At 44.3% G+C, this 26,505-nt stretch carries 23 protein-coding genes; 1 reads left to right on the forward strand and 22 read right to left on the reverse strand.

Annotation, left to right across the window (positions count from 1 at the left end):
• Window positions 1-14 precede the first annotated feature (14 nt).
• The 3 genes from ACMXYV_RS15205 to pncC all read right to left on the reverse strand — a co-directional run bounded on the left by ACMXYV_RS15205 (window position 15) and on the right by pncC (window position 2,173).
• Window positions 15-479 (reverse strand): regulatory protein RecX, encoded by a 465-nt coding sequence (locus tag ACMXYV_RS15205; RefSeq protein WP_415889296.1) that lies wholly within the window; start codon window positions 477-479, stop codon window positions 15-17.
• A gap of 68 nt (window positions 480-547) precedes the next feature.
• Window positions 548-1,591 (reverse strand): recombinase RecA, encoded by a 1,044-nt coding sequence (gene recA / locus ACMXYV_RS15210; protein WP_415889297.1) that lies wholly within the window; start codon window positions 1,589-1,591, stop codon window positions 548-550.
• 105 nt (window positions 1,592-1,696) lie between these two features.
• Window positions 1,697-2,173 carry a nicotinamide-nucleotide amidase gene (pncC, locus tag ACMXYV_RS15215; protein WP_415889298.1) on the reverse strand — a complete coding sequence of 159 codons (477 nt, stop codon included), beginning with the start codon at window positions 2,171-2,173 and terminating at the stop codon, window positions 1,697-1,699.
• 109 nt (window positions 2,174-2,282) lie between these two features.
• Here pncC and mutS point away from each other — a divergent pair, with 109 nt between their 5' ends.
• A complete protein-coding gene (gene mutS, locus ACMXYV_RS15220; protein ID WP_415889299.1) occupies window positions 2,283-4,847 on the forward strand; it encodes a DNA mismatch repair protein MutS in 2,565 nt (854 codons plus the stop codon).
• Between the two features lie 57 nt (window positions 4,848-4,904).
• On the opposite strand, the gene rpoS is transcribed toward mutS, so the two are convergent.
• The 19 genes from rpoS to bamA form a co-directional block, all read right to left on the reverse strand.
• On the reverse strand, window positions 4,905-5,921 hold the full coding sequence (rpoS, locus tag ACMXYV_RS15225) for an RNA polymerase sigma factor RpoS (RefSeq protein ID WP_415889300.1): 1,017 nt from the start codon (window positions 5,919-5,921) through the stop codon (window positions 4,905-4,907).
• 71 nt (window positions 5,922-5,992) lie between these two features.
• Entirely contained in the window at window positions 5,993-6,802 is an 810-nt protein-coding gene (locus ACMXYV_RS15230; protein WP_415889301.1) for a peptidoglycan DD-metalloendopeptidase family protein, read from the reverse strand.
• 93 nt (window positions 6,803-6,895) lie between these two features.
• A complete protein-coding gene (locus tag ACMXYV_RS15235; RefSeq protein ID WP_415889302.1) occupies window positions 6,896-7,840 on the reverse strand; it encodes a DUF368 domain-containing protein in 945 nt (314 codons plus the stop codon).
• A 4-nt stretch (window positions 7,841-7,844) separates the two neighbouring features.
• Complete coding sequence (locus ACMXYV_RS15240) at window positions 7,845-8,483, reverse strand: protein-L-isoaspartate(D-aspartate) O-methyltransferase (RefSeq protein WP_415889303.1); 639 nt, start codon at window positions 8,481-8,483, stop codon at window positions 7,845-7,847.
• Between the two features lie 26 nt (window positions 8,484-8,509).
• A complete protein-coding gene (surE, locus tag ACMXYV_RS15245) occupies window positions 8,510-9,259 on the reverse strand; it encodes a 5'/3'-nucleotidase SurE (RefSeq protein WP_415889304.1) in 750 nt (249 codons plus the stop codon).
• Window positions 9,260-10,306: a tRNA pseudouridine(13) synthase TruD gene (gene truD, locus ACMXYV_RS15250; protein ID WP_415889305.1), complete on the reverse strand. Its 1,047-nt coding sequence runs from the start codon at window positions 10,304-10,306 to the stop codon at window positions 9,260-9,262. It lies immediately after the preceding gene.
• Between the two features lie 6 nt (window positions 10,307-10,312).
• Window positions 10,313-10,543, reverse strand: coding sequence for a septum formation initiator family protein (locus tag ACMXYV_RS15255; protein ID WP_415882435.1), 231 nt, complete (start codon window positions 10,541-10,543; stop codon window positions 10,313-10,315).
• A 129-nt stretch (window positions 10,544-10,672) separates the two neighbouring features.
• Window positions 10,673-11,968: a phosphopyruvate hydratase gene (gene eno / locus ACMXYV_RS15260; RefSeq protein WP_415889306.1), complete on the reverse strand. Its 1,296-nt coding sequence runs from the start codon at window positions 11,966-11,968 to the stop codon at window positions 10,673-10,675.
• Window positions 11,969-12,029: 61 nt separating this feature from the next.
• On the reverse strand, window positions 12,030-13,658 hold the full coding sequence (locus ACMXYV_RS15265; protein WP_415889307.1) for a CTP synthase: 1,629 nt from the start codon (window positions 13,656-13,658) through the stop codon (window positions 12,030-12,032).
• Between the two features lie 74 nt (window positions 13,659-13,732).
• Window positions 13,733-15,061 (reverse strand): tRNA lysidine(34) synthetase TilS, encoded by a 1,329-nt coding sequence (gene tilS, locus ACMXYV_RS15270; RefSeq protein WP_415889308.1) that lies wholly within the window; start codon window positions 15,059-15,061, stop codon window positions 13,733-13,735.
• Complete coding sequence (accA, locus tag ACMXYV_RS15275) at window positions 15,051-16,010, reverse strand: acetyl-CoA carboxylase carboxyl transferase subunit alpha (RefSeq protein WP_415889309.1); 960 nt, start codon at window positions 16,008-16,010, stop codon at window positions 15,051-15,053. The genes tilS and accA overlap by 11 nt, the downstream gene beginning before the upstream one ends.
• A gap of 126 nt (window positions 16,011-16,136) precedes the next feature.
• Complete coding sequence (gene dnaE / locus ACMXYV_RS15280) at window positions 16,137-19,628, reverse strand: DNA polymerase III subunit alpha (protein ID WP_415889310.1); 3,492 nt, start codon at window positions 19,626-19,628, stop codon at window positions 16,137-16,139.
• A gap of 20 nt (window positions 19,629-19,648) precedes the next feature.
• On the reverse strand, window positions 19,649-20,242 hold the full coding sequence (gene rnhB, locus ACMXYV_RS15285; protein WP_415889311.1) for a ribonuclease HII: 594 nt from the start codon (window positions 20,240-20,242) through the stop codon (window positions 19,649-19,651).
• Window positions 20,239-21,399: a lipid-A-disaccharide synthase gene (gene lpxB / locus ACMXYV_RS15290; protein ID WP_415889312.1), complete on the reverse strand. Its 1,161-nt coding sequence runs from the start codon at window positions 21,397-21,399 to the stop codon at window positions 20,239-20,241. Before lpxB ends, rnhB begins: the two co-directional genes overlap by 4 nt.
• Before the next feature lie 8 nt (window positions 21,400-21,407).
• Window positions 21,408-22,178 (reverse strand): acyl-ACP--UDP-N-acetylglucosamine O-acyltransferase, encoded by a 771-nt coding sequence (gene lpxA, locus ACMXYV_RS15295; RefSeq protein ID WP_415889313.1) that lies wholly within the window; start codon window positions 22,176-22,178, stop codon window positions 21,408-21,410.
• A 3-nt stretch (window positions 22,179-22,181) separates the two neighbouring features.
• Complete coding sequence (gene fabZ / locus ACMXYV_RS15300; RefSeq protein WP_415882444.1) at window positions 22,182-22,619, reverse strand: 3-hydroxyacyl-ACP dehydratase FabZ; 438 nt, start codon at window positions 22,617-22,619, stop codon at window positions 22,182-22,184.
• Between the two features lie 3 nt (window positions 22,620-22,622).
• A complete protein-coding gene (gene lpxD / locus ACMXYV_RS15305; RefSeq protein WP_415889314.1) occupies window positions 22,623-23,660 on the reverse strand; it encodes a UDP-3-O-(3-hydroxymyristoyl)glucosamine N-acyltransferase in 1,038 nt (345 codons plus the stop codon).
• 14 nt (window positions 23,661-23,674) lie between these two features.
• Window positions 23,675-24,172, reverse strand: a complete 498-nt coding sequence (locus ACMXYV_RS15310) for an OmpH family outer membrane protein (protein WP_415889315.1) — start codon at window positions 24,170-24,172, stop codon at window positions 23,675-23,677.
• Between the two features lie 10 nt (window positions 24,173-24,182).
• Window positions 24,183-26,501 (reverse strand): outer membrane protein assembly factor BamA, encoded by a 2,319-nt coding sequence (gene bamA, locus ACMXYV_RS15315; protein ID WP_415889316.1) that lies wholly within the window; start codon window positions 26,499-26,501, stop codon window positions 24,183-24,185.
• Window positions 26,502-26,505 lie beyond the last annotated feature (4 nt).

The raw sequence follows: 26,505 nt of genomic DNA on the forward strand, positions 1-26,505 counted from the left end.
ATAACGATAACATCTTAATATTCTTCGTTCGCAACCTGCTCTATAGCAAACTGTATCTCATCCATGGAAAAACCACGCTGACTCATAAAGCGCATGCGCTTACTACGCCCCTTAAAGTCTTTATCCGCTAGAGGCTCTCGGTATTTACGTCGGTATAGCTCCTCTGCTTGAGCAAACCAATCTATATCTAAGCCCTCTAAGCAACTAGTTAGCAATTCCGAAGCTACACCCTTCTGCTTCAAATCGAATCGAATTCGAATAAGACCATGACCTTGCCCTACTCTCATACGCACAAAACTTTCACAAAAACGCTGATCAGATAGGTAACCTTCCTCCACTAGACTGTGTAATACGCTATCTAAATCTGCCCCCTCGATACCTCGGGCAAGCTTTTGACTTAGCTCTTTATAAGAATATTCGCGCCGTGACAGTAACTGAATAGCCTTGTTCCATGCTTCTTTATTTGGATTCTCATCCATAATCAACCCTCTTTAAACGAAAAAACCTCCATCTATAGACGGAGGTTTTCCTGTGTTAGCTTAGTACCTTAAATCAGATCGAGACTTTCAGTTTTGTCTTCAGCATCGCCTTCTTTCGGTGCAGGCGTTGATAGTAAGCGATTACGCAGCTCTGTCTCAATTTCATTCGCAATCTCAGGATTTTCTTCCAAGAACTTAGATGCATTGGCCTTACCCTGACCAATCTTATCGCCATTGTAGGCATACCAAGCACCCGACTTATCAACCAAACCTTCTTTAACGCCTAGATCGATAACTTCACCCATATGGTAAATACCTTCACCATACATAATCTGGAACTCAGCCTGACGGAACGGTGGTGAAACTTTGTTCTTAACAACCTTCACTCGCGTCTCATTACCAACGACTTCATCACCTTTCTTAACAGCACCAGTACGGCGAATATCTAAACGAACAGACGAGTAGAATTTAAGCGCATTACCGCCCGTTGTAGTCTCAGGGTTACCAAACATAACCCCAATCTTCATACGAATCTGGTTAATAAATACCAGTAAGCAGTTAGAGCTCTTAACATTACCCGTCAACTTACGTAGCGCTTGCGACATCAAACGAGCCTGAAGACCTACGTGGGAATCACCCATATCACCTTCAATCTCTGCTTTCGGTGTCAAAGCAGCTACTGAGTCGACGATAATTACATCAACTGCGTTAGAGCGAACTAACATATCTGTAATTTCTAACGCCTGCTCACCTGTATCCGGCTGAGAAACTAGAAGACTATCGACATCAACACCTAGTTTCTCTGCATAAATAGGGTCAAGAGCATGCTCAGCATCAACAAAGGCACAGGTCTTACCCTGCTTTTGAGCTTCCGCTACAACCTGCAATGTCAGTGTTGTTTTACCAGAAGATTCAGGACCATAAATTTCAACGATACGACCATACGGCAATCCGCCTATACCAAGCGCAATATCTAGACCTAGAGAGCCAGTAGAAACAGATGGAATCGCTTCACGAGGCTGATCCCCCATACGCATCACTGCGCCTTTACCAAACTGCCTTTCAATTTGACCTAACGCTGCGTCTAATGCTTTTTTGCGATTTGCGTCCATCTTTGACCCTACTTTCTCTAAATTCATATTGTGCGCTTCTTATTACTGCGCAAAACACTGTATGTATGGACAGTATTATTTCACAAGTTTTCCGGATTGCAACCCTCAATCAGATAAGTTCTGTAAAATCCCTTCTAACGCCACGCTAACTGCTTGTTTTCGAACCAATTCACGATCGCCATCAAAACAGTATTTTTTTGTTCTAACTGATTTACCTTGCTCAGCCCAAGCAAACCATACAGTACCAACAGGTTTCTCTTTACTTCCACCACCCGGCCCAGCAATGCCACTGGTCGCTACAGATATATGCGCCCCACTATTATTAAGAGCACCTTCCGCCATTTCAGCTACTACCTCAGCTGACACTGCTCCATTTTGATCCAACGTATCTTTTGATACACCAAGCATCTTCTGTTTTGACTCATTACTATAAGTAATAAAGCCACAATCAAACCAAGCAGAGCTACCTGGAATTGCCGTTATCTCTTGGGCAACCCAACCACCAGTACATGATTCAGCTGTTGCAATAGAACATTTTTTTGCCTGTAATTTTTCAGCGATATCCGTCAGTGGTAATTGCATACTGATCCACCCTATTCAAACTATTTAAGCCGCTTTATTTACCGTACAATGCCTCAAGTTAAGTTTGCGTAACAACTCTTTATTTCATCATTTAGTAATTAATATCTCTATGACCAAACAAGCAGCAACTACTCACACCCCAATGATGCAGCAATACCTACGCATCAAAGCACAACACCCTGATCAATTGGTGTTTTATCGGATGGGTGACTTCTATGAGCTGTTTTATGACGACGCCAAAAAAGCGGCTGATCTGTTAGATATCTCTCTTACCGCCCGAGGAAAATCAGGTGGTGAGCCTATCCCTATGGCAGGCATCCCTTACCATGCAGCGGAGAACTATGTCGGTAAAATTGTTCGCGCAGGTGAATCCGTGGTTATTTGCGAACAGATAGGAGATCCCGCTACTAGCAAAGGACCGGTAGAACGCGCGGTTGCTCGAATCATCACACCAGGCACAGTAAGTGATGAAGCGCTTCTTGATGAAAATAGAGATAACTTACTGGTAGCTATTAATCAGTCTGGCGATACTTACGGATTGGCTATTGTAGATATTGCTTCAGGTCGCTTTAGCCTGATGGAGATTGATAACCAAGACACGCTGATGAGTGAACTTGAACGTTTACGCCCATCTGAAACACTCTTCAATGACGATAGCCAACTACATGACGTATTAAGCCAACGCAAAGGCCTACGCCCGCAATCCCCCTGGCACTTTGAAGTAGATACCGCCAACGACCTTTTATGTCAGCAATTTAAAGTGAAAGATTTGAGTGGTTTTGGTTGTGATCATCTAGCCGTCGCGACAACCGCTGCGGGCTGCTTATTACAGTATGCAAAAGAAACTCAACGCACTTCACTACCTCATATCAGGCGCATTCAGATCGAACAGCATAATGACTGTGTAGCTCTGGATGCGGCGACGCGTAAAAACCTAGAACTTGATCAAAATTTATCGGGTGGTTTTGATAACACTCTCGCTAAAGTGATCGATAAATGCCGCACCCCAATGGGTAGTCGCCTGTTGAGAAGATGGCTTCACCGTCCGATTCAAGACAGAGCAACGCTATGTGCACGACAAGCGTCTATTCAGTGGTTGATTGAAAACTATCACTTCGAAACGGTTCAAAGCACACTCAAACTCATCGGTGACAGCGAACGCATCTTAGCCCGCATTGCACTCAGATCAGCACGCCCACGCGATTTAGAGCGATTAAAAACATCTCTTAATTCCTTACCTTTACTTCAGCAACAAATCGAAGGAGCCAATGCTCCGTTAGTGAACGAGTTATCCGAGCAAATCTCAGAATTTCCAAACTTGGCAGAACTGCTATCCAAAGCAGTGATAGAAAACCCACCAGTGGTTATTCGTGAAGGAGGTGTAATTGCTGATGGCTACGACGCTGAACTGGATGAATTACGCGGTATTAGCGAAAACGCTGGCGCTTACCTACTAGAGCTAGAACAGAAAGAACGGGATCGTACCGGCATTGCCACCTTAAAAGTAGGTTACAACCGCGTACACGGCTATTTTATTGAGATAGGAAAAGCACAAAACGCCGAATTACCAGCTGAATATATTCGCCGCCAAACACTTAAAAATGCTGAACGTTATATTACGCCGGAACTTAAAGAGTTCGAAGACAAGGCCCTATCAGCAAAAAGCAGAGCGCTCACACGCGAGAAGGCGCTTTACGAAGCCCTGATAGAAACGATTGCTGAAGAATTAGCTGATCTACAAGATTCGGCTGCCGCTACTGCAGAGCTAGATGTTCTCGCTAACCTTGCAGAACGCGCCACAACGTTAGATTACGTTCCACCAACACTAACAGATACACCTCAAATCAAAATACAGCGCGGCCGCCACCCCGTAGTAGAGACTGTATTAAGCGAACCTTTCGTAGCTAACGATTTAGACTTAGATACTGAGCGTAAGATGCTCGTTATTACCGGGCCAAACATGGGTGGTAAATCTACCTATATGCGCCAAGCAGCGCTTATTACTCTACTTGCTCACATTGGTAGTTATGTTCCCGCTTCAGCTGCAACAATTGGCATTGTTGATCGCATATTTACTCGTATGGGGTCATCCGATGACCTAGCGGGCGGACGCTCAACCTTCATGGTTGAAATGACCGAAACAGCCAATATTATGCATAATGCGACTGAACGTAGCCTAGTATTGATGGATGAAGTAGGCCGCGGTACAAGTACATTTGATGGTTTATCTCTCGCTTGGGCCTGCGCAGACAATCTTGCTAGGGAAACTAAAGCCTTTACTCTGTTTGCAACTCACTATTTTGAATTGACTAGTTTGCCCGATCAGGCAAATGCGGTCTTCAATGTGCACTTAACCGCTGTAGAACACAACGATCACATCGTATTTCTACACGAAGTAAAAGAAGGACCTGCAAGCCAAAGTTATGGCTTGCAAGTAGCTCAGCTTGCAGGGGTACCTTTACCTGTGATCCAACAAGCTAAAACCAAGCTAATGCAACTTGAGCAAGATGTGGCGGTTAGCGCTCAATTAAGCGCCCCGCCGCCTCCAATTCAAAATGATATGTTCGCAGCGCCAGAACCAAAGGCCCTGAAAGAGCTAAAGAAACTATCGCCTGACGATCTCTCTCCAAGAGAAGCGCTAGATATTATCTATAAACTAAAAGAGCTTGTTTAAGTTTCACACAAAAAAACCGCCTATTGGCGGTTTTTTTTTCGAAGAGCGAAATCAAGATTACTGCTGCAGCAAGTCTTCTCCACTCAAACCATTCTTTTCAACAATATCACGAAGTTTACGTAAGGCCTCAACCTGGATTTGACGGACGCGCTCACGTGTCAGGCCTATTTCACGCCCAACCTCTTCCAGTGTGCTCATCTCATAACCTCTGAGGCCAAATCGACGAGATAATACCTCCGCATGCTTTTCAGGCAAAGCATCCAGCCATTTATCCAAGTTACCACTAATATTGGAACTTTGTAGCAACGTTGCCGGATCTGAAGAGACTGCATCAGGGATCGTATCAAGCAAAGACTTATCAGAATCTTTACCCATTGGCGTATCGACAGAGCTTACACGTTCGTTAAGCCCTAACATTCGCTCAACATTTTCAACCGGCTTATCCACCAGCTCTGCAATTTCTTCTGGGGATGGCTCATGATCTAACTTTTGCGCCAGCTCTCTTGCTGCTCGCAAATAAACATTCAGTTCTTTAACAACATGGATAGGCAAACGAATAGTACGAGTCTGATTCATAATCGCTCGTTCGATTGTTTGTCTAATCCACCACGTTGCATAAGTCGAGAATCGGAACCCTCTTTCAGGGTCAAACTTCTCTACGGCACGAATTAATCCTAAGTTTCCTTCTTCGATTAGATCAAGAAGAGTTAAACCGCGATTGATATATCTACGTGCAATTTTAACGACTAGACGTAGATTACTTTCAATCATGCGCTTACGCGCAGCTTCGTCACCTTTAAGTGCGCGACGAGAAAAGTACACCTCTTCTTCCGCACTCAGCAGTGGCGAGAAGCCTATTTCATTTAGGTAAAGTTGGGTTGCATCCAGGTTTTTAGCATTAAGAAGGTCTTTATGAGCCATACTACCGCGCCCACGACCACTATTTAGAAACTCTGGTTCTTTTTTCTGAGGAGTTCCATCTTTGCCCTCATCACGAGTCTCTTCTGTCAGCTCTTCGCTTTCAACAGCGATATCCTGCACATCCGTTTTGCAGTTATTATCGATATTTTCCATTGCCCGTTCCCTTAACCAATCAGTGCTATCACGCGTTTATTAACGTTTTTTATTATTTTATTTTCTTATAGTTATTGTTTCGGCAGATATCGAAGAGGGTTTACCGGCTTTCCATCACGACGTATCTCAAAATGAAGCATTACGCGGTCCGCACCCGAATTTCCCATCTCCGCAACTTTCTGGCCTTTTTCAACCATATCATTTTCTTTGACTAAAACACGACTATTATGTGCATAAGCGCTTAAAAACTGCTGATTATGATCAATAATCACTAAATTACCATATCCTAATAAGCCACTTCCAGCATAGACAACTCGGCCTTTAGCCGCAGCTGTGACCTTAGTACCATAAGCGGATGCTATATTTATTCCCTTATTGACAGCACCTTTTGTTTTAAACGTAGAAACGATCTTTCCGGATGCAGGCCATCCCCATTTAATTGGCCCTGCAGCAATTTTTGGAAGCTTAGTCTGAGCTTTAGGTACAGGCTTTACTGCTGCTTTTTGCTGCTTAACTTTGGCAGTTGTTTTAGCTGGTTTAGCCGAAGGCTTTGGAGGCGTAGCAGACTTAGAAGCTACTTGAGGACTTGTACTCGGGGATTTATTAGTCGCTTTTTGACGACTAGACACAATTTCAGGCTTGGGTGCGATGATAGATGCATCGCGCACAATAGATTCTGGAACCGTATTTCTCGCTGAAGGTTTTAAACTAAGTTTTTGACCAGGGTAAATATTGTAGTTTCCGGAAATACCGTTTCTACTAGCTAACTCACGATAATCTAAGCCATATCTAAAAGCGATAGAATATAGCGTATCGCCTTTACGAACCTGATAGTAGTTAGGTTGAGGCTGAGCAGAGACAGGCACCGATCGATCGCTCACCGGCGCATAGGTTTTCCCTCCACATGCAACCAGAAGAAAAGAGCAACACAGTAGCAGATAACCTTTTAAGCCCACCAAACTATTCCTCAGACTCTATGCCTCAGACCTCCGGCCCATTCTTTCGATCAATAACACCGCTACAGCACCAACAATCATCAATCCAACAGCGTATATCACAAAGGAAGGCTGACCCGTCATAGATTCAAACGAAAACGGAGATATATTTTCCTGAACTAGAGGAACCTGCTCTCCATGCCGGTTAATGGTATAAGCAGTCGTATATTTCCATGGCCACACTTTATTCAGAGAGCCCAACATAAAGCCCCCTAACAAAGCCAAAGTCGTCGTTTTAAATGAACTAAACATCCAACTTAAAACCCGAGAGAAGCTCAATAGACCAACCGCACAGCCAGCAGCAAAAATACCTAAGGTAAATAGTTCAATATTTTTGATTGCCATCAGAATAGGCGTATACATGCCCAGTAGTAGAAGAATAAAACTACCTGAGATACCCGGTAAAATCATTGCACAAATAGCTACCATCCCAGCTAAGAAGATAAATAACGGCGTTGCTTCGATTGTGGTTGGCGATATAGAGGTAATCATATACGCAGCTATAGTTCCGGCGATAAACGCGGTAAAGCTATTACTATCCCACTGCTCTATATGCCTGCAGACAGACCATACTGACGCCAAGATCAAGCCAAAGAAGAACGACCATAGAAGCTCAGGATATTCAGCTAACCAAAAAAGCACCACCTTTGCGACAGTCACTAGGCTGACAAAAATGCCTAACACAAGGGTCAGTAAAAAAGTGCCGTTAACATGCTTCCAAGCGGCAATAGGGCCTTGTTTAAACAACACAAACAAAGCTTCCGGCCCGAACTGCTTTAAGGAGTAAATAAGCTCCTCATATATACCTGTCATGAAGGCAATTGTACCGCCTGATACTCCAGGCACTGCATCGGCAGCCCCCATCATCATCCCTTTGCCCGACAATGCTAGATAGTCGCGCCACGTTCTTCCTTCTTGCTTCAACTTACTACCTCACCGTACCGCTTAACAATGGTACAAACTTCACACAATCTAAAATTTCAGTACTGAACTCATCTTCAGATAATCTGATAACCAGATTCAACTTTTGGGAATCGCTACCACCTACAGGAATAATTAAACGGCCGCCTACAGCAAGTTGCTGCTTTAATTCTTCTGGCACACTTTCTGGTGCACAAGCAGCCAAAATACCATCATAAGGTGCTTTCGCAGACCAGCCCATGCCACCATCTGTATGCTTCAACTGTACATTATTTAGACCAATTAATTTCAAACGCTCTCGTGCTTTATCCTGAAGCGGTTTAATACGCTCTACACTGTACAACTGACCAACCAATGGCGCCAAAATCGAAGTTTGATAACCAGAGCCAGTCCCCACTTCTAGGGCTTTTTGTAATGGGCCCTCTAATAAAAGCACCTCTGTCATTTTCGCAACAATGAAAGGCTGCGAAATAGTCTGGTTGTAACCAATTGGCAAAGCTGTATCTTCGTAAGCCCTATGAGCTAAAGCTTCATCGATAAAAATATGTCTTGGTGTATTTCTCATCACATCCAGAACACTCTCGTCCTGAATTCCCTGATCTCGTAATCGATTAATCAAACGATCCCTTGTTCGCTGCGAAGTCATTCCTATTCCGCGTAATTGCTGATCGTTCAAATACCATTCTCCAACCAATCACCCACATTATCCATGCCAGAGTATTGCGTCATATCTGCATGCAAGGGTGTTATAGATACACATTTTTCACTTAAAGCATAAAAGTCCGTACCTGGACCCGCATCAGCAGCTGGTCCCGCTCCCGCTATCCAATAACGTATTTTTCCGCGAGGATCTTCTGTTGCTATCGGCTTTCCTGCACAGGTCCTATGGCCCAAACGCGTTACATGTATACCGGCAAACTCATCAAGGGGGCAATCAGGAACGTTAACGTTTATTACTGTACGGGGGGCAACATTCAGCTGTTGAATGTTTTCGACCAAATTCTTAGCAACTTGAGCCGCAGATTCATAATGTGCAGGATGAAACTCTCCAGAAGAGATAGCAATAGCAGGAAATCGCAGATGGCGACCTTCCATTGCTGCAGCAACCGTCCCAGAGTAGATGACATCATCACCTAAATTTGGGCCTGCATTAATCCCAGAAACAACAATATCTGGTTCAAAGCCAAACACACCTGAACTACCTAAATGGACACAATCCGTTGGGGTACCATTAATCCCAATAAAGCCGTTTTCATGCTCAAAAGTTTCTAACGGTCGATCCAAAGTCAAAGAGTTACTCGCACCACTACGATTACGATCTGGGGCGACCACCAGAATATCACCAACTTCAGCAAGCGCTCTTGCTAAAGTAGCAAGGCCTGGCGCATAGACACCATCATCATTAGAGATCAGTATCTTCATTTATCCCTCATTTTTATCGGGCTGGGTAACATTGCATAGTTCCCGCAGTACACTGGTAGCAAATGCACCTGAAGGCAGACCAAATTCTAGCCAACATTCAGTTTCATTGATCACATTCATTTCTAGCTGCTGGGGCAACAATCGGAGCGATCTACGCTCTTGCTTTAACGTCAACTGCTCAAGCAGTTCACTCACTTCCGACCAGCGACTAACCTGTTCTAACTCCCACGCTTCAGCATCAACATTTGGCAGCATATCTCCACCACCCCACATTGGACCAGTAAGATTAATCTCTTTATCCGCTAAACGTCGCTGTAATTCATCGGTCGCTTCATTTTCAACAAAGCAGCTCTGGCTTCCGGCCAGCATCAGAGCATCACCATCAAGAACTGTATCCCAGAGATCTTGCTCCAACCTTTGAGATAACACCTGATTGAACAACCAAGAACGGACAGCAGAGATATAAATACCTTTCTTATTTCTTTGACGCTCCTGATATTCACCACGTAACAACGCGATACCTTTATCTAAATTACCAAAATCTCGACCAAACCGCTGCTCGCCAAAATAGTTGGGTACGCCCTGTTGAACCACATAATCTACGCGCTGTTGCAGTTCATTCATATTAGTAATCTGGCGAAGTCGCAGCTTAAAACGATTACCCTGAAGAGTACCTAGACGAAGTTTTCTTTGATGCCGAACAGCTTTCAATACCTCGATGCTATCACCACCAAATAGCTTCCAATTCAAATTACGCTTAATCGGAAATTTCGCACAAAACCATTGCTCAGTGACAGCATGACGATCTTTTTTTCCCGCATAACTAACATCTCTAGGGCTAATCTGAGCAAAATTCGCTAATTGCCTGGCAACCCAATCAGTATTCTCACCACATTTGCGAATATAAAGGAACACATGCTCACCAGTTCCTTCCGGCTCAAACCCTAGCTGTTCAATAACCTGAAAATCCTCAGGACAACTACGGATAACAGCAGAACCTGTTGGCTTTTCATTAAAATATGTAAATTCTGTAGGTAGGGTTGTCATATAAGGTTACTTCTCTGAGGCGGGTTCCACCAGCTGGAAAAAGGACTCATCTTCTTTGATCATACCAAGCTCACTGCGAGCTCGTTCTTCCAAAGCAGCATTACCCTTTTTGAGATCTAGAACTTCCGCTTCTAGCTCACTATTCCGCTGACTAAGCTCTTGGTTAATGCCTTGCTGAAGTTCGATTTTGGCATTCAGAGCCCAAATATCGCGCAGGTTTGCTTCCCCAAACCACAACCTGTACTGCAGTCCGAGTATCAAAAATAATATAAGGGCAACTAACCAGCGATACATAGATATCTTATAAGTAAAAAAGGGGGCACTAAGCCCCCTTTTTATATCAGACTATTACGTAGGGTACTACGCTTAGCCCTGACCTTTCACTTCAGAAAGGCCGTTGTAGATTGCGCCGTCGCCTAGCTCTTCTTCGATTCGTAGAAGACGGTTGTACTTAGCCACGCGATCAGAACGACATAGTGAACCTGTTTTAATCTGACCTGCTGCTGTACCTACTGCTAGATCTGCAATAGTTGTATCTTCAGTTTCACCGGAACGGTGAGAGATAACCACTGTAAAGCCTGCATCTTTCGCCATCTTGATTGCGTCTAGCGTCTCAGACAAAGAACCAATCTGGTTGAACTTAATCAGGATTGAGTTGCCGATGCTCTGCTCGATACCACGTGACAGAATCTTAGTGTTAGTTACGAACAAGTCATCACCAACCAACTGCACTTTGTCACCGATTTTCTTAGTTAGGTAAGCCCAACCATCCCAATCAGACTCGTCTAGACCATCTTCGATGGAAACGATTGGGTAGTTTTCTGTTAGTGCTGCAAGGTAATCACCGAAGCCTTCAGCGTCAAAGACTTTACCTTCACCAGAAAGGTCGTATTTACCTTCTTTGTAGAATTCAGATGCAGCACAGTCTAGTGCTAGCGTTACATCCTTACCTAGCTCGTAACCAGCTTTATCGATTGCTTCTTTAATAACAACCAAAGCTTCTTCATTCGATGCAAGGTTTGGAGCAAAACCACCTTCATCACCAACTGCAGTGTTTAGGCCTTTTGCTTTTAAAACAGCTTTTAGTGCGTGGAAAATTTCCGCACCACAACGCAAGCCTTCAGAGAACTTGTCGAAGTTTACTGGCTGAACCATGAACTCTTGGATATCAACGTTGTTATCCGCATGCTCACCACCGTTAAGGATGTTCATCATTGGTAGCGGTAGGGAGAACTGACCTGGAGTACCGTTAATCTCAGCAATGTGAGCGTATAGAGGCAAGCCTTTTTCAGTAGCTGCTGCTTTAGCCGCTGCAAGTGATACCGCTAGGATTGCGTTTGCACCTAGGTTTTCTTTGTTTTCAGTACCATCAAGCTCTAGCATTTTGTTATCTAGCGCGCGCTGATTAGTTACATCCATGCCCGTTAGTGCTTCACGGATAACACCGTTTATAGCCGCAACTGCTTTTTGTACACCTTTACCTAGGTAACGGCCTTTATCACCATCACGCAGTTCTAGCGCTTCGCGAGAACCCGTTGATGCACCAGAAGGTGCACAGGCAGAACCAATCACGCCAGATGCAAGAATCACATCAGCTTCAACTGTTGGGTTACCACGAGAATCCAGTACTTCGCGGGCTTTGATATCAGAGATCTGTGCCATGGGGAAATAACTCCAGAAATTTTACGTTCTGGGGGCGTCTCGCCCCCAATCCTTAATTCGTTTACTGTTTAGCTTGTTTATCCAGTGCAGCTTGAATAAAGCCTGTGAACAAACCGTGGCCATCGCGCGGGGTTGATGTGAATTCTGGGTGGAACTGGCAAGCGACAAACCAAGGGTGATCTGCAACTTCAACCACTTCAACCAACTCACCATCAACAGAACGGCCAGAAATTCTTAAACCAGCGCTTTCTAGTTGCTCAACGTAGTTATTGTTCACTTCAAAACGGTGGCGATGACGTTCAGTAATTTCAGTACTACCATAAGCTTGAGCTGCTGTAGAACCTTCGGCAAGATGACAAACCTGTGCACCAAGACGCATAGTTCCGCCTAGGTCATCAGCCTCACCACGAGTTTCAACACCACCTTCCGAGGTAGCCCACTCAGTGATCAAGCCAATGACCTGATGCTCCGCTTCTTTACTAAATTCTGAAGATGTCGCATCTTCTAGGCCTGCCACATGGCGAGCAAATTCAATAACCGCAACCTGCATACCCAAACAGATGCCTAGGTATGGCACTTTGTTTTCACGAGCATAACGAACAGCAGCAATTTTGCCTTCTACACCACGCTCACCAAAACCGCCCGGTACTAGAACAGCACTAGCGCCATCTAGAATTTCTACGCCTTCACGTTCAATTCGTTCAGAATCGATACATTCGATGCGAACTTTTTTCTTCAATGCGATACCCGCATGAGAGATCGCTTCGACAAGAGATTTATAGGCATCCAATAGCTCCATGTACTTACCCACCATAGCGATTTTAACTTCGCCTTCGGGGTTAAGATGAGCATCTGCTACACGATCCCATTCACCTAGATCTGCTTCTGTGCATTCTAAATGGAAACGCTCTACTACGATATCGTCCAAGCCCTGCTCAGACAGCATGCGAGGAATGTTATAGATAGTGTCTGCATCAGGAAGCGACACCACTGCACGCTCTTCAACGTTGGTAAACAATGAAAGCTTACGACGAGAAGAGTCTGGAAGTGGGAAATCGGAACGACATACCAAAATATCTGGCTGAATACCGATAGAACGCAGCTCTTTTACTGAGTGCTGTGACGGCTTAGTTTTGATTTCACCAGCCGTCGCTATGTATGGAACAAGCGTCAAGTGCATGAACATCGCACGAGCAGAACCAAGCTCTGCTTTCAACTGGCGCACAGCTTCCATAAACGGTAGTGATTCGATATCACCTACTGTACCGCCAATTTCGACTAGGGCAACGTCCGCATCACCAGCGCCTTCAATAACACGGCGCTTAATTTCATCGGTGATGTGCGGAATAACCTGAACCGTTCCACCTAGGTAGTCACCACGACGCTCTTTACGTAAAACATGCTGATAGATACGACCAGCAGTAAAGTTATTACGTTTGCTCATCGTTGTACGGATGAAACGCTCGTAGTGGCCCAAGTCTAGGTCAGTTTCTGCACCATCCTCAGTAACAAAAACCTCACCATGTTGAATTGGGCTCATTGTCCCTGGATCCACGTTAATATATGGGTCCAATTTCAACATAGTTACTTTAAGCCCTCTGGCTTCCAATATAGCAGCCAAAGAAGCGGATGCGATGCCTTTGCCCAATGAGGACACAACACCGCCTGTGACGAAGATATAACGCGTCATGCAGAACCTGTTTGATCGTGTTTAAGCGAGGATTTTTTAAGATCGAGATGGGGCTATAGGATAGCAAATCAGGGCTAATCAGACAATGATAAGGGACGCCATAAAAGCGAAAAACCTGAGCTTTCTTTATCCCAGCCATCACAAACACAGATACCCGGCACAGCAACTACGGTTTCACCCTGAAAAATCAATGGCCAGTCCACCTTCACCCAAGGAGGAAGATCCGCTTCTTGGAGCAATTTCTTTACCGATTTTGAATGCTGCCGCCCATGAGGAATACATCTTTCACCACCCTTGCGGCGCTGAAGTTTCAATGATTTCTGTAGCGGCTTAGTTAATTCGATTATTAGCTCACCATCTCCCAACGCCCATCTACCAGCCTCAGATATTTCGACATTATCGAGCAGTTCAGAGGATGGAGATACTATATACAAATGATTGCGAAAGCGGCGTAGCGAGTGTTCCTGTATTGAATAAATGGGATTAGCATCCGATTGCGCTTGAATAACATCCTGCTGAATTTGCTCTAACTGCCATTCGTTAAGCAAGAAACCAATCTCGTTATAGACCCAGCGGCGAATCAGCTCGGGGCGCTTTATCTCAATCAAAAGCCCCCAGACATCCAGATTTAACTGCCTATTCGCAGTTAAACACTGACTCAAATCTTGATCTAAATAATGATTCAATAAAGACTCACTTTTAGCCACCAAGTCTGCATTTTTTTGCCAACGAGAAAGTAATTGCGGCCAACGCAGCTTTAATTCAGGTAATACCTTATGCCTTAAAAAGTTGCGGTCATACTCAATGGAATCATTAGATGGATCCTGAATAAATTCTAGGTCAATCTCAGTTGCTGCTTGCTCCAATTGTTTACGCGAACAATAAAGCAATGGCCGCAATAGATACCCCTGCCCTAGTTCCCGCTGTCCAGGCATGCCTTTTAAGCCCGTCAGCCCGGCACCTCTTAACCAACGAAACAGTAATGTTTCAGCCTGATCATCAGCATGATGACCAACCAGCACACAATCACCTTCGACAACAAAGTCATTAAACGCTGCGTAACGCGCATCCCTTGCAGCAACTTCAGAGGAATTATTCGGAGTAACCGAAACCAAATGATGAGCAACACCATTAACCTCAGCCTGTTTCTTTGAAAACTTTGACCAACCATCTGACTCAACCTGCAGATTATGGTTGATATGAAGCACGACTATCTGATTGCGCGGCAACACCTGACACGCAAGATGCAGCAATAACTGAGAGTCTAAACCCCCGCTATGAGCAATAACCCAACGGGAGATTAAAGAGGAAGAATCTAGAGAAGAGATAAAACGGGAGGTCAGCGCCTTAAACTGGCGCTCACACTCCTGTAAAGCGGTGAGATTGCCTGAATTAGGATTCACCACCAAAACCGTATGCCATCAAGCGCTTGTAACGACGCTCTAGCAATTCATCGGTAGATAGCTCATCTAAGCGACCTAGCACTTCTGATAGATGACGCTTAAGATTAGCCGCAGTTAGGGCTGGATCACGGTGAGCACCACCAAGTGGCTCACTTACGATCTGATCAACCAAGCCTAACTCAAACAGACGATCAGAAGTAATCCCCATTGCTTTAGCTGCATCTGCAGCTCGCTCAGCGCTCTTCCAAAGAATGGAAGCGCAACCTTCTGGAGAAATTACTGAATACGTTGAGTAACTCATCATCATTAGCTCATCGCATACGCCGATTGCCAATGCACCACCCGAACCACCTTCACCAATGACAGTGGAGATAACAGGTGTTTTTAGCTGCGACATTTTAGCTAGGTTAAATGCAATAGCTTCTGACTGACCACGTTCTTCAGCATCGATACCTGGGTAAGCACCCGGGGTATCAATAAAAGTCATGATGGGCATTTTAAAACGTTCAGCCATCTCCATTAAGCGAAGCGCTTTACGGTAGCCTTCTGGACGAGGCATACCAAAGTTACGCTTCTGACGCTCCTGAACACCACGACCTTTCTGATGACCGATGACCATTATTGGTCGCTCGTCCATACGTGCGATACCACCCACGATTGCCTGATCGTCAGCAAAGTGACGATCACCGTGAATTTCATCAAACTCATCGAACATATAATCGATGTAATCCAATGTATATGGACGCTGAGGGTGACGGGATAACTGTGATACTTGCCAAGCAGACAGATCAGAGAAAATAGATTCTGTCAGAGTGCGGCTTTTGTCTTCCAGACGCTTAATCTCATCGGAGATATTCAGCTCAGCTGAATCACCTACCAGACGTAGCTCTTCAATTTTTGCCTGCAGCTCTGCAATTGGCTGTTCAAAATCCAGATAGTTCGGATTCATATGACTCATCTATTCAATAGTAAAAAAATTGCCCAAAGTGTACCTGTTTGCAGCTTTAAGAACCAGACCCTACAAGAGAAAGCCTCGACTCTAAACAGGACAGCAAAGTTACGCTAGCTAAACTGACTAATAGGTTAATGAAACGGCATCACTTCCGAACCGTTCCATTAATGCAATCAACAAATCATCGTTAGCTTGAACCTGCCAGTTATCACCCAAAGTTATAGTTGCTTCAGCGTCAGGTCGAGAGTAGCGCAACTGCACTGGTAGAGAACCTTCCCCCTTATAACTATTAAGCAGCTCCTGCAGTTCTTTCAGGCGTCTACCAGCTAACTGACTTTCGTTACATTTCACTTGGATACCTGCCGCATACTGAGCACGCGCCTGCGGAATGGTCAGCACTTTACTTACGCGCACTTTAATTCCACCAGAGAAGTGATCCTCCGCCACTTCTCCCTCAACGACTAGTACTGCGTCTTTATGAACAAGTTCACGTACAGCATCATAGGTATCCCCAAAAAGAGTTACATCGATACGCGCAGTACGGTCATCCAAAGTCACAAAACAAAGATTATCGCCTTTTTTGGTTTTCTTAAGTCGCAGATCAACCACCAAACCTGCCATTTTTTGGGTCTGTCCACGGGCAGGCTGCAACTCAACAATACGCTTACCAACAAAGTGCTTTAATTCGGACTCATATTCATCGATAGGATGGCCTGTTAGGTACAAACCGAGCGTATCTTTTTCACCCGTAAGGCGCTCTTTATCCGTCCAAGATCTAACCGACTTGTAATCTTCATATGAGCAGCGATCAGATTCGGCTTCTACTTCACCAAAAAGATCGAACATCCCTGCATCTTGGTTTTTGGCCGCTTGGTCGGCAGCTTTAAGCGCATCTGGGATAGCCTCCCATAGAATTGCACGCTCAGCGCCAAGACAATCTAATGCTCCGGAACGAACCAAAGCTTCCAAAACACGCTTATTAAGCTTCTTCGCACCAACCCGCTCACAGAAATCAAATAGATCCGCAAATGGACCGCCACCTTCGCGCGCTTCCGTGATCGCTTCTATCGGCCCTTCACCTACACCTTTAATCGCACCTAGACCATAAACAATGACACCTTCATCATTTACAGTGAACATGTATTCACCGGTATTAACATCCGGTAAAGCAGGAGGAATCCCCATCACACGACACTCTTCAATGAAGATGACTACCTTGTCGGTATTCTGCATATCCGAAGAGATTACCGCCGCCATAAATGGCGCTGGGTAATGAGCTTTCAGCCAAGCCGTTTGATAAGAAACTAAGGCATAAGCAGCCGAGTGGGATTTGTTAAAACCATAACCTGCGAATTTCTCTACAAGATCGAAGATATTCCCAGCCAAGTCACGATCGATACCATTCTGCTCGGAACCTTCAAGGAAAGAGACCCGCTGCTTTGCCATCTCTTCAGGTTTCTTCTTACCCATCGCACGACGCAGCATATCCGCACCACCGAGGGTATAACCTGCCATTACCTGAGCAATCTGCATTACCTGCTCTTGGTAAAGGATAATTCCGTAAGTCGGCTCAAGTACTGGTTGCAGTGAATCCAATTGGTAATCAGGGTGTGGCCACGCCATCTCAGCGCGACCATGCTTACGGTTGATAAAGTCATCCACCATGCCTGATTGCAGCGGCCCCGGACGGAATAGAGCTACTAGCGCGACAATATCTTCGAAGCGCGAAGGTAATAGTCTACGAACCAAATCCTTCATGCCGCTGGACTCAAGCTGGAATACTGCCGTAGTTTCTGCCGCTTGCAGAAGGTCAAAGGTCTTTCTGTCTTCTAGATCAATCAGAGCGATATCGAGCGGCTCTTCACCGTCCTTTTCGCGAATACGGTTTACCGTTTGCAACGCCCAATCGATAATTGTCAGAGTACGCAGACCCAAGAAGTCGAATTTTACTAACCCAGCTTCTTCCACATCACCTTTATCGAACTGAGTAACAAGACCATTACCCTCTTCATCACAGTATGTAGCAGCAAAGTCTGTTAATTTGGTAGGTGCGATTACTACACCACCAGCGTGCTTACCTACATTTCGCGTCACACCTTCGAGCTTATACGCCATATCCATGATTTCTTGAGCCTCTTCACTGGACTCAATAAACTCACCTAGCATAGGCTCCTGATCCAAGGCTTTTTTCAGAGTAATACCTGGCTCAAAAGGAATAAGCTTTGAAAGTCGGTCAGCAAGACCAAACGGCTTACCTTGTACACGCGCCACATCTCGAACTACCGCTTTCGCAGCCATAGTACCGAAGGTTACGATCTGAGAAACAGCATCACGTCCGTAGGTTCGTGCCACATAGTCGATCACCTTATCTCGGTTATCCATGCAGAAATCGATATCGAAATCAGGCATGGAGACACGTTCAGGGTTGAGGAATCGTTCGAACAGCAGGTCATATTCTAACGGATCGAGATCGGTAATTTTTTGTGCATAAGCAACCAAGGAACCCGCACCTGAGCCACGCCCAGGACCTACAGGAACACCGTTTTCCTTACCCCACATAATGAAGTCCATTACGATCAGGAAGTAACCCGGGAAACCCATCTGGATAATAATATCCAATTCAAACTCTAAGCGATCGATGTACTCCTGACGCTTCGCTTGATAATCAGGATCTTCCTTATCAAGAATGATCTCAAGGCGCTCTTCCAAGCCATCAAAAGACACTTTTCGGAAATAATCATCCATCAACATCCCTTCAGGGATAGGATACTTCGGCAGATAATATGTGCCGATTTCAATCTCGATATTACAGCGCTTAGCAATCGCTACTGTGTTTTGGACCGCGGATGGAATATCACTGAAGAGCTCAACCATCTCTTCTTGGGAACGGAAGTATTGCTGGTCACTGTATTCTTTTGGACGTGTTGGATCTTCTAACGTACGACCTTGGTTGATGCAAACACGTACTTCATGAGCCTCAAAATCTGACTCATTGATAAACATGACCTCATTGGTCGCAACCAATGGACAGTTATAGGCTTTAGCCAATTCAACAGAATCATGAACAATCTGCTCGTCACCCACTCTACCTGTTCTTTGAACTTCGAGATAAAAGCTGTTTGGAAAGACTTTCATCCAGCGCTCTAAAACCGCCCCTGCCTGATCATTATTAGCCAAGATAGAACGACCAACTTCACCTTTCCGCCCACCTGACAATGCAATTAAGCCAGCTGATTTAGCCTCTACCCACTCAGGTTTAACCAAGGCCATATCCGCCAGAACATTTTGACCCTCAGCATAAGCCTGCGAGATCAATTCCATCAGGTTGAGGTAACCCTCAGCATTTCGAACCAACAAGGTTAAACGGTAAGGTTCTCCACTAGGTTCATCAGTATTTTCCACCCACAGATCGGAACCGCAAATAGGCTTAACACCACTGCCTGTTGCCGCCTTAAAGAATTTCACCAAACCAAAGAAATTCGTTTGATCCGTCATACCAACGGCGGGCATATGGTCATCTTTAGCGGCATTAACCAGCTCTTTGACACGAACCAAACCGTCAACTAGAGAAAATTCAGTGTGAACGCGAAGATGAATAAACTGCGGATCAGACATAAAACAAACTTATTAAAAGGTTAGGAAAGCAGATCCCGTACGGGCTTAAAACTGCGACGATGTTCAGGTAGCGGGCCATGTTCAGCCAGTTTTTCAAAATGTAGAGCTGTAGGGTATCCCTTATGTTTAGCAAAGCCGTACTGTGGGTATTGCTGATCTAGAAGCTGCATCTCTCTATCACGATCAACTTTGGCTAAAATAGACGCTGCACTAATCTCAGGGATCTTGCTATCACCCTTTACAACGGGCTCACTGGGACAATTCAGGTCAGGGCTACGATTGCCATCAACGTATACAAATTCAGCTGGTAGATCCAAACCTTCGACAGCTCTTTTCATAGCTAACATAGATGCATGCAGTATATTGATTTCATCAATTTCTGCTGGCGATGCTGAAGCGACACACCATGCTAACGCCTTATCCTTGATCTCTATATAAAGCTGCTCTCGCTTTTTAGCAGAGAGTTTTTTCGAATCAGCTAAGCCTTGGATAGGATTTGCTGGATCCAAAATGACTGCGGCAGCAACAACATTTCCCACCAACGGACCACGGCCAACCTCATCAACACCAGCAACTCTTTTATCCTGAGAAAAATCTAATTCTATCGTACTCATGAGATCACACCTTTATCTTTCAAAAGCGCCTCAATGGCATCTGCTGCTTTCTCGTCTGCGTCTTGATGAAGCTGCTCGTGTATTACTGAAAACTTATCACGCAAATAAGTTTTGTATTCATTATCTTGCAAACTTTTTAATACCGCAGGCCCGAGCACTTCAGGCTTTACCTGATCTTGTAGGATTTCAGGCACTAGAGCCTCATCAGCCAACAGATTTGGTAAAGATATAAACTTAGATTTAACCATTCGCGAATAGATCGCATAGGTCAATGATGCCATTTTATACGCTACAACCATTGGTTTCTGCAAAATAGTCGCTTCCAATGTCGCGGTTCCGGACGCTATCAAAATACTATCGGCTATAGCCATCACATCACGCGAATGCTTCATCACAAGCTGAATATTTAGATCAGAGTATTTTTCTACTATTAATTGATGCAACTGATCATGACGTGTTTCATTGGCAGCAGGGATAACAAAACGAACATTCTCTAACCTCTCACTCAGCCAGCGAGCTGTATCTAAAAAGGGCTCAGCCAAATATTTAAGCTCACTACCTCGACTACCAGGCAACAACGCAATAATTTTTTCATCTGGCTTTACTGCAAACCTTTTCTTACTCTCAACTACATTGACGCTGAGCGGAATACTATCCGCTAGGGGATGACCGACAAAAGCGACGCGCTGCTGGGTGGGTGCATAATGCTTCGCCTCAAATGGAAAGAGACTAAGAACTAGATCGGTGGTGCGTTTGATTTTATAAATACGCTTCTGCTTCCAAGCCCAAACAGAAGGACTCACATAGTGCACCGTGGGTATTCCAACAGCCTTTAACTCCCCTTCCATTTTCAGAGTAAAGTCTGGTGCATCTACGCCTATAAATACATCGGGAGGGTTATCGATGAAGTGGTTAATTAGCTTTTTACGGATACCAAGAAGTTCTGGCAAACGCCCAAGAACCTCAACTAACCCCATAACTGACAATCTTTCCAGCGGGTAATGAGAATGGCAGCCTTGCGCGATCATCAACTCACCACCAATTCCCTCAACAGCCAGTTCAGGGTAGCGATTTTTCAACGCTTTGATTAAGCCGCCACCTAAGATATCGCCTGAAGCTTCACCAGCCACAATGCCTACTCGTAAAGGTTTTGGCATAATCAACCTCAGCGAATTATGCCACGAGTAGAGGATTCAATAGATTGGATCATCGGTACAACTTCAGGACATTCATTAGCCATGGACTTTAATTCAGATAAGGCCTGAGCTGTTGTAAGTTTATTACGGAAGATAGTTTTATAAGCACGACGTAACTGAGTAATGGTATCAGCATCAAAGCCACGACGTTTGAGGCCTTCAACGTTAATACCATGAGGCTTAGCAGTATTACCATTCGCCATAATGTAGGAAGGTATATCCTTGAGCACAACGGTACTGGTTCCACACATGACGTGAGAGCCGATTCTACAGAACTGATGCACTGCCGTAAAACCACCAAGAATGGTCCAGTCGCCAATATGCACATGCCCTGCAATAGCCGTATTATTGGCCATGATCACATGATCACCAACGACACAATCGTGAGCAACATGAGCATAAGCCATAAAAAGATTATGACTGCCTATTGTCGTTGTACCTGCATCCTGAATAGTACCACGATGTATCGTGACACCTTCACGGATAACATTTTCATCCCCAATCGTCAGAGTCGTCGGTTCACCCGCATATTTCTTATCTTGGCAATCTTCACCAACAGACGAGAACTGAAATATACGGTTATTTTTCCCGATCTTGGTTGGCCCCTTGATAACCACATGTGGACCAATAACGGTGCCCGCACCAATTTCTACATCAGGCCCAATTAATGACCAAGGCCCTACCTGAACATCATCAGCAAGTTTTGCAGTAGGGTCTATAAGAGCACGGGAATCTATCAAGATTTAAACCTTTCTATCAGCACACAAAATTGTTGCACTACTTACCATATCACCTTCAACGGTAGCTCGCACATCAAACTTCCAGATACCGCGGCGCTCAGAGATAACTTTTGCTTCAAGCTTCAACTGATCTCCTGGCACTACAGGTCGTTTAAAGCGTAGTTTATCTGATCCAACAAAGTAGTAGATCGAGCCATCTTGCGGTTTTTTGTCCATAGTTTTAAAACCCAGGATACCCGCCGCTTGAGCCATTGCTTCGACAATCAAAACACCAGGCATTACTGGATGATCAGGAAAATGACCGTTGAAAAAAGGCTCATTAACTGTAACGTTTTTAATCGCAACAATGGATTCTCCCTTTTCTAACTCCAGCACACGATCTACCAATAAAAACGGATAGCGGTGCGGAAGGTATTCCCGTATTTCATTTACATCCATCATTTCTTAAGAACCCTTAATCTCAGTAATCTTATCTTCTACAGACTTTATACGACGCGCCAAGTCATCTAACTGACGGAACCTGACAACGTTCTTCTTCCACTGATTATGCGGAAGCATACCTGTACCAGACGAATAAACGCCTGGCTCAGTAATTGATTTTGTAACTAATGACATTGCGGTGATATGACTGCCAGCAGCAATAGCTAAATGCCCTGTAATTCCACATGCTCCAGCTATAGTACAACCGGCACCAATTTTAGTGCTTCCAGCTACTGCCGTACAACCCGCAATCGCAGTTTTCTCACCAATAGTAACGTTGTGAGCAATTTGTATTTGATTATCTAAAATCACTCCATCAGATATAATTGTGTGCTCTAAAGCTCCACGGTCTATTGTGGTCCCAGCACCAATCTCAACGCTATTACCAACCCTAACTCCACCTAACTGCGCGATTTTTACCCAGCTGCCTTTTTCATTGGCAAAACCAAATCCATCTGCCCCTAAAACTGCACCACTATGCACAAGACAACTTTGACCAATATGAACATCCGCATACAAAGTCACATTAGCCTGAAGAACTGACGAAGCACTTATACGACAGTCATCCCCAACAACTGAATTTGGCCCAATAACAACCCCATCTTCAACCACTACTCGTTCGCCAATGAAGACTCCATGAGCAATAGAAGCTGTATCAGCAATTTTTGCAGAATTAGCAATATTAGCTGAATTTGCGACACCTTCTATAGATTCAGAGGGTAGGATAAAGAGCTGACTAACACGCGCATAAGCAAGATAGGGATTATCAATAATTAAAGCATTACCCTTATACTGCTCGAAGTCTGCAGGAGCCATCAAAACAGCCCCCGCTTGCGTGTCACATAGATATTTTTGGTATTTACTATTCGCTATAAAGCTCAAATCCGAAGATCCAGCCTTTTCCAAGGTAGCTAGAGCACTAACCTTGAATTCACCATCGCCATGCAACTCTGCTGATAAAAATTCAGCTATTTGCTTTAGCGTATACTCATTTGAACTCATTCAGTATGGCTAGCCTACTGTTTGTTAAGCAGTTCAACTACTCGAGGAGTAATATCTAGTTCTTTTTTTGTAAACAACGTTGCTTGTTTCGCGATCACTACGTCGTAACCTTCTTTCTCGATAAGATCACGGATCACTTTATCTAGACGAGGGCGCATTTCTTGAATAAACGCTTGTTCACGCTGCATTTTTTTCTGCTGTAACGCCTGACCATTCTTTTGATACTCTGCAAAGACTTTTTGAAATTGAATACTCATTTTCTTCAATTCAGCCTCAGAAGCTAGATCCTTATTCTTCTTAAGTTTCTCCCTTGCAGCTTTGACCTGCTTTTCCAGATCAAGCATTTTCTTATCGTCTTTCGCGAATTCAGTTTTTAAAGACTGGCGATAATCTGCAGCAGCTTCAGAAGCAAGTAGCGCTTGCTGGACACCTAAAACAGCGACTTTCTCAGCACTTACATTGAAGCTTAATGTGGCAGCAAAAAGAAAACCCAATACGGCTTTAAATTTCATATTCTATTCCTTAGAAAGTTTGACCTAATGCGAACTGGAATACTTCAGTATCGTCACCAGTTTTATCATTTAGAGGAGCTGCCAAGGCAACAGACAGAGGCCCAATTGGCGTCAACCAACTCAAACCAAATCCAGCCGACAATCTTAGTTCATCAAGCTCGACACCATCCGTACAATTACCAGGTTTGGACACTGACGAACAGTCAGTATCAAATACATTACCCGCATCAACAAACAACAGTGTACGCCAAGATGTTCTTTCTTTTACAAAAGGCGTAGGAAAAATAAATTCCGCACCACCGGTAACCAATACATCACCGCCAAATGGATCATCTTTAGAATCTCGCGGACCCAAAGAATTCTGTTCATAACCACGAACAGTTTTCAAACCACCGGCAAAGAAGTGTTTATAGAATGGATATTCATTCTGACCTAGTTCACCACCAAGACCAACACGCCCCTTCAAGGACAGAATCCAGAATCGGTCATCAGTCAGAGGGTAGTACCACTTGCCGTTATACTGCGCTTTGTAATAACTCAAATCACTACCAGGTAAACCAAGCTCTAAAGATAAACTTTGAGAGTAACCTTTTGTAGGGAAGAAACCACGGTTTAAATGGTTTGAGCTCCAACGCCCCACAACATTCAAATTGATGTAATCATTACCTTCATCAGCAAGATATTGATTGATTTCGTCTGGTGTTTCAGTCTCATTGGTTTTAATTGTCACTTTTTCAACGTTAATCCCAAAGTTCAAACGCTGATAATCATCAATTGGATAACCGAAGTTTACACCACCACCCATTTCATCTGTAGAAAACGCACTGGCGTTATCTTCATCAAAATCTCGCTCACGATAATAAACGTTAAAGCCACGGCTTACACCATCTACTGTGTAATAAGGATCTACAAAGCTATAGGAGTACTCAGTCAATGTATCACTATTAGAGATACCAATACCGACTTTCTTACCAGTTCCTAAGAAGTTATCTTGTTGTAGTTTGAAGCCCAGAATGATACCTGAGCTTTGGGAGAAACCGACGCTCGCGGAGAACGAACCAGATTGCTGCTCTTCAACGAGGTAATCAATATCAACTAAATCGTTACTACCCGGTACTGGTGTAGTGTCAACAGCAACCGTTTTAAAATAGCCTGTTTTCTCTAGGCGCTGTTTGGACTGTTCAATCAGTTCACTTGATGCAACCGCTGCTTCCATCTGTTTCAAATGCTGACGAATAACTTCATCAGCGGTACGCGTATTACCTCGAATATTGATACGGCGAACGTATGTTCTCTTACCCGGATCAACGAAAAACTTAACCGTAACTGTATTATCATCGTGCAGCTCCGGCGCAGGAGAGATATTTGCAAACATATACCCTGCATCACCAATACGCTTATTTAGAGCATCTTGAGACTCTGTAATCAAACGACGAGAAAATACCTGACCCTCTTCAACTCGAACAGTATCTAAAAGTTCAGCTTCTGGCACTACCATTTCGCCAGCAACAGCCACATCACGAATAGTGTACTTTTCGCCTTCAGTTACATTCAGTGTGATATAGACATTTTTCTTGTCAGGCGTAATAGATACCTGAGTGGAATCGATAGAGAAATTCACATAACCGCTATCTAGGTAGTAAGAACGTACTCGTTCTAAATCACCCGTTAGTTTTTGTCGAGCATAACGGTCATCCTTTTTATAGAAAGACCAGAAGTTTGGCAATTTCAAAGAGAAAAGCTCTTTCAGCTCTTCATCAGAATAAACTGTATTACCTACAACATTAATATGCTGAATTGTTGCGACACGACCTTCTTTAACATTGATATTTAGCGCAACACGATTACCCGGCAGACTTTCTACATCAGTACTGACGCTTGCGCCGTAGCGACCTTGAGAAGCATATACTCGTACTAGATCTTGTTTGATTTGCTCTAGTGTTGAACGTTTAAATACATCACCTTCCTGCAAGCCAGTTTGCTTCAAACCATCTAATAAAGCTTCAGATTCTAGAACCTTGTTACCTTCGAGCTTTATCAAACTTACCGATGGGCGTTCCTGCAGACGCAATACAAGTACCGAGTCGTCACGCAATAACTCAACATCATCAAAATAACCAGAAGCAAATAGCTTTTTGGTTGCCTTAGATAGTGATAGTGAATTTACCTGTTCACCGGATGTAACAGGGAAATTCCTAAACACAATACCAGGGGAAACACGCTGCAGCCCTTCTAAACGGATATCTTCTACAACGAAAGATGAAGTGTTTGCCTGAGCAAAAGATACCCAGAAAAAGAGCGCTACTAGAAGTCCAATGCCACGTTTCATGAAG

The organism is Neptuniibacter sp. SY11_33 (assembly GCF_047778025.1).
Taxonomy (GTDB): Bacteria; Pseudomonadota; Gammaproteobacteria; order Pseudomonadales; family Balneatricaceae; genus Neptuniibacter.

Coding starts and splice junctions, on each gene's coding strand:
- ACMXYV_RS15205 (WP_415889296.1), bottom strand. CDS start 479: ATGGATGAGAATCCAAATAAAGAAGCATGGAACAAGGCTATTCAGTTA.
- recA (WP_415889297.1), bottom strand. CDS start 1,591: ATGGACGCAAATCGCAAAAAAGCATTAGACGCAGCGTTAGGTCAAATT.
- pncC (WP_415889298.1), bottom strand. CDS start 2,173: ATGCAATTACCACTGACGGATATCGCTGAAAAATTACAGGCAAAAAAA.
- mutS (WP_415889299.1), top strand. CDS start 2,283: ATGACCAAACAAGCAGCAACTACTCACACCCCAATGATGCAGCAATAC.
- rpoS (WP_415889300.1), bottom strand. CDS start 5,921: ATGGAAAATATCGATAATAACTGCAAAACGGATGTGCAGGATATCGCT.
- ACMXYV_RS15240 (WP_415889303.1), bottom strand. CDS start 8,483: ATGACTTCGCAGCGAACAAGGGATCGTTTGATTAATCGATTACGAGAT.
- surE (WP_415889304.1), bottom strand. CDS start 9,259: ATGAAGATACTGATCTCTAATGATGATGGTGTCTATGCGCCAGGCCTT.
- truD (WP_415889305.1), bottom strand. CDS start 10,306: ATGACAACCCTACCTACAGAATTTACATATTTTAATGAAAAGCCAACA.
- eno (WP_415889306.1), bottom strand. CDS start 11,968: ATGGCACAGATCTCTGATATCAAAGCCCGCGAAGTACTGGATTCTCGT.
- ACMXYV_RS15265 (WP_415889307.1), bottom strand. CDS start 13,658: ATGACGCGTTATATCTTCGTCACAGGCGGTGTTGTGTCCTCATTGGGC.
- accA (WP_415889309.1), bottom strand. CDS start 16,010: ATGAATCCGAACTATCTGGATTTTGAACAGCCAATTGCAGAGCTGCAG.
- dnaE (WP_415889310.1), bottom strand. CDS start 19,628: ATGTCTGATCCGCAGTTTATTCATCTTCGCGTTCACACTGAATTTTCT.
- rnhB (WP_415889311.1), bottom strand. CDS start 20,242: ATGAGTACGATAGAATTAGATTTTTCTCAGGATAAAAGAGTTGCTGGT.
- lpxB (WP_415889312.1), bottom strand. CDS start 21,399: ATGCCAAAACCTTTACGAGTAGGCATTGTGGCTGGTGAAGCTTCAGGC.
- fabZ (WP_415882444.1), bottom strand. CDS start 22,619: ATGATGGATGTAAATGAAATACGGGAATACCTTCCGCACCGCTATCCG.
- lpxD (WP_415889314.1), bottom strand. CDS start 23,660: ATGAGTTCAAATGAGTATACGCTAAAGCAAATAGCTGAATTTTTATCA.
- ACMXYV_RS15310 (WP_415889315.1), bottom strand. CDS start 24,172: ATGAAATTTAAAGCCGTATTGGGTTTTCTTTTTGCTGCCACATTAAGC.
- bamA (WP_415889316.1), bottom strand. CDS start 26,501: ATGAAACGTGGCATTGGACTTCTAGTAGCGCTCTTTTTCTGGGTATCT.